This is a genomic window from Candidatus Villigracilis sp. (assembly GCF_057083605.1).
In genome coordinates, this window is the sequence record NZ_JBXMTI010000028.1 from 40,962 (window position 1) to 47,111 (window position 6,150).

Sequence of the window (6,150 nt, forward strand, 5' to 3'; positions counted from 1 at the left end):
AGTTGATTCTGTTTCGCGAGATATTTATTTGTCCGTGTATTTGCCCTGTTTCACGAAGTTATTTTATCGGTGCTTTTGTAAAGCGGCCAGCAATGCTTTAAAGATTTTAGGCGATTTAGGAGATGGTATGACTAGCTCTGTATCACGAATCAAGTCGTCTAGTAATGAAGGAGGAATTTCTTGTTTTGAAAGAAAATCAGAAAAAATTGCGGTCTCATCTTCGACGACAGAATACAACCATCTCTCTTGAAGCCTATCAAAAACATCTTTTTCGTTATCCGCCTTGGCAAGTGCATATGCTTCTTTTAGATAATTTCGCCCCTTTGCGTTGTGACCATATTTGTATTGCAACAGTCCAAGATTGACTATTATTTGGCGATTGGTTTTGTCCTTTCTTCGCGCCTTCAATAATAAATTTCTTGCCGCATCCAATTCACCTTTAACGATTAGCATATAGCCCAAATCCGTAAGTATCGAAGCAGCTTCCGGAGCCAGTTTTTGTGCTTCTTGAAGCTTAGTATATGATTTATCAAAATCTCCCATGGATGAATAAACAATACTAATATTTTGATGATAATTTGGCTCTTTTGGATTTACAGCAATTGCGTTCTCATATTCTGAAATAGCATCTTTATAGCGCCCCAAATGCCGATATGCAATTCCTAACCCATTGTGGGCGTATTCATTCTTGGGATCTAGTTCAATTGCACGCCTATACTCAGTTACAGCATCCTGATAAAGGCCCATATTCTTTAAGATCCTGGCTTTAGCTGTAATTGCCCAGATATATTTAGGGTCAATTTCCATAGCTTGGTCTAAGTTAGAAATCGCTTCTTCATACCTACCTAAAAGACCTAATATTGAACCTTTCTGCGCAATTGCCCATGCATATTTCGGGCTAAGCACTATGGCTTGATCAATGAAGGAGAGAGCGTCTTCATACCTTCCGATTTGACTTAACGCAACACCTTTACTAGCAATTGCCCATGCATATTTCGGGCTAAGCTCGATTGCACGATCGAATAATGGTATTGCTTCTTTATAGTTGCCCAGTTGGCGTAGGCTTGCACCTTTCTGTGCAATTGCCCACGCATAGCTAGGATTAAGTTCTATTACATCATCAAATAATGATATCGCTTCCTTATAGCTACCCAGTTGGCGCAGGCTTGAACCTTTCTGAGCAATTGCCCACGCATTATTAGGATTAAGTTCTATTGCACGATCAAATAATGGTATTGCTTCTTCATATTTTCCCATTTGGTTTAGGGCAACGCCTTTGCTAGTGATTGACTCGCCAAGGTTGGGATACAAATCAATAGCGCGATCTAGCATAGATATTGCTTCGCCATACTTTCCCATTCTCCTCAACATATCACCCATATTTGCAATTGCCAGAACATTATTAGGATTAAGCTCTATTGCCCGACTAAAAAGAGGCTGGGCTTCTTCATATTTTTCCATTTGGCCCAATGTTGTAGCCTTGCTAGCTAATGCCCAATCATTGTTTTGATCGGTCTCTATCACACGGTCAAGCAATGATATTGCTCCTTCATAATTCCCCATTTGTCTTAACAGTTCAGCTTTGCTTGCAATTATCAAGGAGTTACCAGAGCTAAGCTCAATTGCCCTATCGAACAGAGGTAATGCGTCTTCATATTTACCCATCCGCCGGAAAATGTCAGCCTTAAGACCGATTGCATTGATATGCTCGGAATTTAGTTTAATTACTTCATCACAAAGGCTCAAGGCTTCAACATAGCGATTTAACTCGTATAAGGCTAGGGCTTGATAGAAAAAAGCAAAAGTATCACCTGGCTCTAGCTCTAAAGCTTTCTTAAAAAAAAGTACTGCTTCGTCCTGACGTCCCATCAATCTTAATGTCTCAGCCTTACCTGCTAAAGCTGGCGCAAAATTCTTTCTGAGCTTGATGGCTTTATCAAAATTTTTTATTGCATCATCATAGCGCCGCAATACTCGTAGACTTCGTGCTTTACACCTATATAATTCGGGATTGCGAGAATTAAGCGATAAAGCTTTGTCAAAAAACTCAATTGATTCTTCGTGTTGACCAGAATAATACAAACTTTGCCCCAAGTAATTGTATAGTTCTGGATTATCGTGAACCAGGTTGAGTGCCTGTCTAAGAACTTCAATTGCTTTTCCGTGTTTTCCAAGATTTTGATATGCTAATCCTAGGCTAATATGAGCCGCGGAAGCGATTTCGTTTTTATCTCTTGTGGCATCTTGGGCAACTTTTTCTAGTGTTTCGATTGCTAGGTCATTCTCCCCCTTGTCAAGAAATGTTGACCCAAGAGCAAGTTGAAGTGAAAGTGAGTTCCGATTTCGATTTAATGCAATCTGAAGGACCTCAATTGCCTCGTCGTATTTTTTTACCTTTCTCAATGCCAAACAAAGGTTTAGATATGCATCATCTACTTCATGGTTCGCAGTATTCAACTGTTGTAGCATACACAAATCCTCAGCTAAAAAACATTTATCTGCTTTCGTCTCGACTCGGTTGAGGCCAATTACCTACAGAAATAGGTTTTTCATCATCTCTCGACGACAAGTCTTGTTCATAGATAGATCCTATTGCCTGAATCTTTTGAATTACTTGAAAGAGATTCTCATTTCGAATCATCTCTGCTCTTTCAGCGATTATTGAATGGGCTTGAACAACCTCTTGTGCTATGCTAGTAATGAGTTCTTTATCACCTGTCCTTGAAAGTTCGCGCAATAGATCTAACAAGAGAAGTACTAATGGACTTTCTGTTTGGAAAGCACTCTCATTTAATGCATCGAGTACGCATCTGGCCCATTCTACCTTCCCATACCTGCCTGGTTTTCCGCTAGCAAAACTCATGCTAGCCCTCAAACACAAAATATATTCGTCAATCTGTTTAACTATGGTCTCTATGCGATTACTATCAAAGAACTTTCGCAAATCTTTGAACACATCCAAGGCTTGGTCATATTTGCCGCTTAAATACAATAGACGAGCTCGCTCATGATCTAGGTATGCTTTCACTAGCTGAGATGCTAAAACGCCACCCTCAGCCTGTTCCGCAAGATCTAAATCACTTTCAGCGTTAGAGAGCAATTCATTATTATTAGAGTCTACAGAAACTAGTGCTTGGTCAATTAGTTGTTTTGCTGATTTATAATAGCGGCTACTTGGCACGTCAGTCGAAGATAATGGAGGATAAAAAGCTTCTACACTTTTAGATAATTCAAGTAATTTCTCAGGATCATCAGCTAAGTGATAAATAGAGGAGCGGCCGCCTTTTTTTTTCTGCTTATCTGGATTTGGTGTCGAAATTAAGAACCCATCCTGCCGCATACGTTGAAGCTCTGTACGGATACTTTCGGGATTAAGTCCTGTAACCCTAATAATATCAGCTACTGTAAATTCCTTTAGGAGCAAAGTACTATACCGAACCTTGAATTTTGTTTCGCTCATATAATCCTTGCCTCACAAAATTTATCACCCCTTTGTTTCTTGCTCATTTGAGCAAGTGAAATATACAATATTTTCTTTTTTTTGTCAACTACGGAAATGTAATTTCTTCATCAATTCCTTAATATCAGTCGATTCTCCAACCATTTGCGTCAGTATTTCTCGATTCTTCAAGAATCCACTCTCAAGTGCATTGATAAACTGATTGGGCCAAGATGCGCTTTCCATGTTTTGGGGCTCAAACTCTGCCAGTTGATGGGTAATTTGTAAAAATCGTTCTGGAAGATTTTTACAAATTACCCGTTCAAATTCACCAGCAAACCCAGAAGCTCGCCGAGGAATAGAATTTACTAGTCCACGAAGGCGAGCCTCAAATATTCCTATTTGATCGTCAACAATAATCTGTTTCTTCGCTAACCTTTGCGTTTGAAAGAGAAACGATGATGCTGCATGCAACATCCAACCATCGTTAAAACGTTCATTTCCATAGTCTGTAGAGTAAATATGCGCAGTATACTCATGTAAAAAAAGGAATGGATAAGCTAAATATAGCGAAAAGTTATGAGCAAAATTGAATCTAACTTTAATGTTGGTAGCAGATTGACCTTGATCTGTTTGATATGAATGACAAGCTATAGGGGCCAGTTGAAAGCCAAAAGACTCTGCACAGGCATCTCTCCCGTCAGATGATGTTATATAGTCAACCTCAAGATTACCGATGGTATTAAGACGACTCTGAGTTACCTGACTCACCGAGCCAGAAAAGAAAAGCTGAGCCAGATCACGACCTTGTGAATGAAAACTTTCTAAATCTGCGATGTAATCCCAACTCGATGCTTTTGAAGCAATATTGGTAACTATTTCATCGAATACATTAGCAGCATCATTATTCACATCTTGAATGTCGCGAGTCTCAACGTCTAATCTATCACAAAATCTTTCCCCGGCTTTAGAAATATCATTAACAGTAGAGCGTGAAAAGAAATCATGCATAACCTCATCAAATCGCCTAATACAATCACTCTCAGATAGACGATTGTCACCAATGGTCGCAAGCTTTAAAGCAGGTAAGTGGCTTAGCAATTCTCTGCAAGCCAACATATAAGTGCCAAACTTGGCGGAGACCCCCTCGGGCAATGACATATTTTCCTCCTATTTTCGAGGATGTTTCTTTGGCTTTGAATTAGGTCTTTCTCTAACTGCAAACCGTTTCTTAAGAGCAGGTAGAACTAATGCTTTATAAGTCTCCAAGGCCACCCCTGACAGAAATGTTAATCCAACAACTATCGCCGCATCAATAGGGAATGTCTTCTCCACTTGAATGTCAATTTGGCCGTCAGAAAGTAGGTTATCTTTCCCTGCTGCTTGAAGAGCTTGTTGAATTATCGGCATCAATTCAGCTTTGCTCGAAGCAACAGTATCAGGTGGTATTGGTTCTAATTCTAATTCGATGGTTTCAATAGGTTCAGTCATGGAAATCCCTCCAGATTATGGGTAAGGCCAAATACGATGTATAGATTCTATGACGACAGCAACAGTTTGTCAACTCAAATAGCTATCTCAGTTCGCGTACAGCCTTGCGGATTTCCAATTCCCAATCTGCCAGCCACTAGGCGACACGGATCAACTCCCCCATGACCCGCTCTTTGATATATGGCTTCAAACTGTCGGGGGTCCCCAAGTCTACGCGACAATCAAGTAATTTTTCAAGATAGTCCTGCAAAGCGAACAAGCCAAAATATCCAACAGGACGGTTGAACTCCACAAGCAAATCCACGTCACTGGTGGAAGTGGCCTCATTCCTTGCCACTGAACCAAACAACTGCAAGGATTTCACACCGAATTGTTTCGTCAGTTCGGCGTTTTTTTGTTTCAAGGTTTGGAGAACAACATCCTGTTTCATATCGCTATTATAACGCCCAATCCACAACCTACATCTTTGCCAGCAGTTCCTTTTTCTTTGCCTGGAATTCCGCGTCAGTCAGGATGCCCTGCTTGCGTAATTCGTCCAGCTCGGCGATCTGGGCTGGGATGCTTTCAGCGCGTTGAGCATTAGAACCTGTCCCTTCGTAGCCGAGCTTCTCCTTGGCGTTCAGCATCGCAGTCTTGAATTTGACCGGGTCGCCGATCCGCTTGAAGAGGTTGACCCCGATCTCGCTGGCGGTCAGGATCTCGATATCGCCATAGTCGAAGAGCCTGCCAAAGAAGGATTGCGTCATCTTCACATCGTTGACCTTTTCCAGCGAAGAATCGACCACATCCTTATTAAGGATACCGGAGACCTGGATCACGCGACGGTTGGTGACAACGTACTCGTGGTTCTTCCAGAGCAGGATATCCCGCAGCATGATGGCCAGCGGCACCAGCGCAAGCAGATAGCCGAATGCCACCAGCGGATTGGCCATTGCCATGGCGGATATTGCCACGATCACGATCAGCGTGACAACAATCTCTGCGAAGATCGAGCTGAAGAGTACAAATTTATGCTGGTGTGTGACCAGCAATATACGTTCGTTTTCACCCAGCATCTCCTGGACGTAATCGTTTGCCATAATTTTTCTCCTGTCCTGAACGAGAAAATCAAGATAACAATATTGTACTCTTTTTCAAGATCGGTGGCTTGCTTGTCAAATAAAAAGAGACAGGCATCTTCGCGAAGATGCCTGTCTCTTTTTATTTGACAAGCAAGCCAC

6 protein-coding genes are annotated in these 6,150 nt (G+C 41.4%); all 6 read right to left on the minus strand.

Features of this window, described 5'->3' with window-relative positions; genetic code table 11:
- Nucleotides 1-63: 63 nt before the first annotated feature.
- Complete coding sequence (locus AC14M5_RS04790) at nt 64-2,469, minus strand: tetratricopeptide repeat protein (protein WP_484028496.1); 2,406 nt, start codon at nt 2,467-2,469, stop codon at nt 64-66.
- Between the two features lie 25 nt (nt 2,470-2,494).
- Entirely contained in the window at nt 2,495-3,460 is a 966-nt protein-coding gene (locus AC14M5_RS04795) for a hypothetical protein (protein ID WP_484028497.1), read from the minus strand.
- An 84-nt stretch (nt 3,461-3,544) separates the two neighbouring features.
- Nucleotides 3,545-4,600: a hypothetical protein gene (locus AC14M5_RS04800; protein ID WP_484028498.1), complete on the minus strand. Its 1,056-nt coding sequence runs from the start codon at nt 4,598-4,600 to the stop codon at nt 3,545-3,547.
- Between the two features lie 9 nt (nt 4,601-4,609).
- Nucleotides 4,610-4,930: a hypothetical protein gene (locus AC14M5_RS04805; protein WP_484028500.1), complete on the minus strand. Its 321-nt coding sequence runs from the start codon at nt 4,928-4,930 to the stop codon at nt 4,610-4,612.
- A gap of 136 nt (nt 4,931-5,066) precedes the next feature.
- The gene (locus AC14M5_RS04810; RefSeq protein ID WP_484028501.1) at nt 5,067-5,360 is read right to left on the minus strand and encodes a nucleotidyltransferase family protein; all 294 of its coding nucleotides are present in this window, start codon (nt 5,358-5,360) and stop codon (nt 5,067-5,069) included.
- Between the two features lie 28 nt (nt 5,361-5,388).
- Complete coding sequence (locus tag AC14M5_RS04815) at nt 5,389-6,009, minus strand: SHOCT domain-containing protein (protein WP_484028502.1); 621 nt, start codon at nt 6,007-6,009, stop codon at nt 5,389-5,391.
- Nucleotides 6,010-6,150 lie beyond the last annotated feature (141 nt).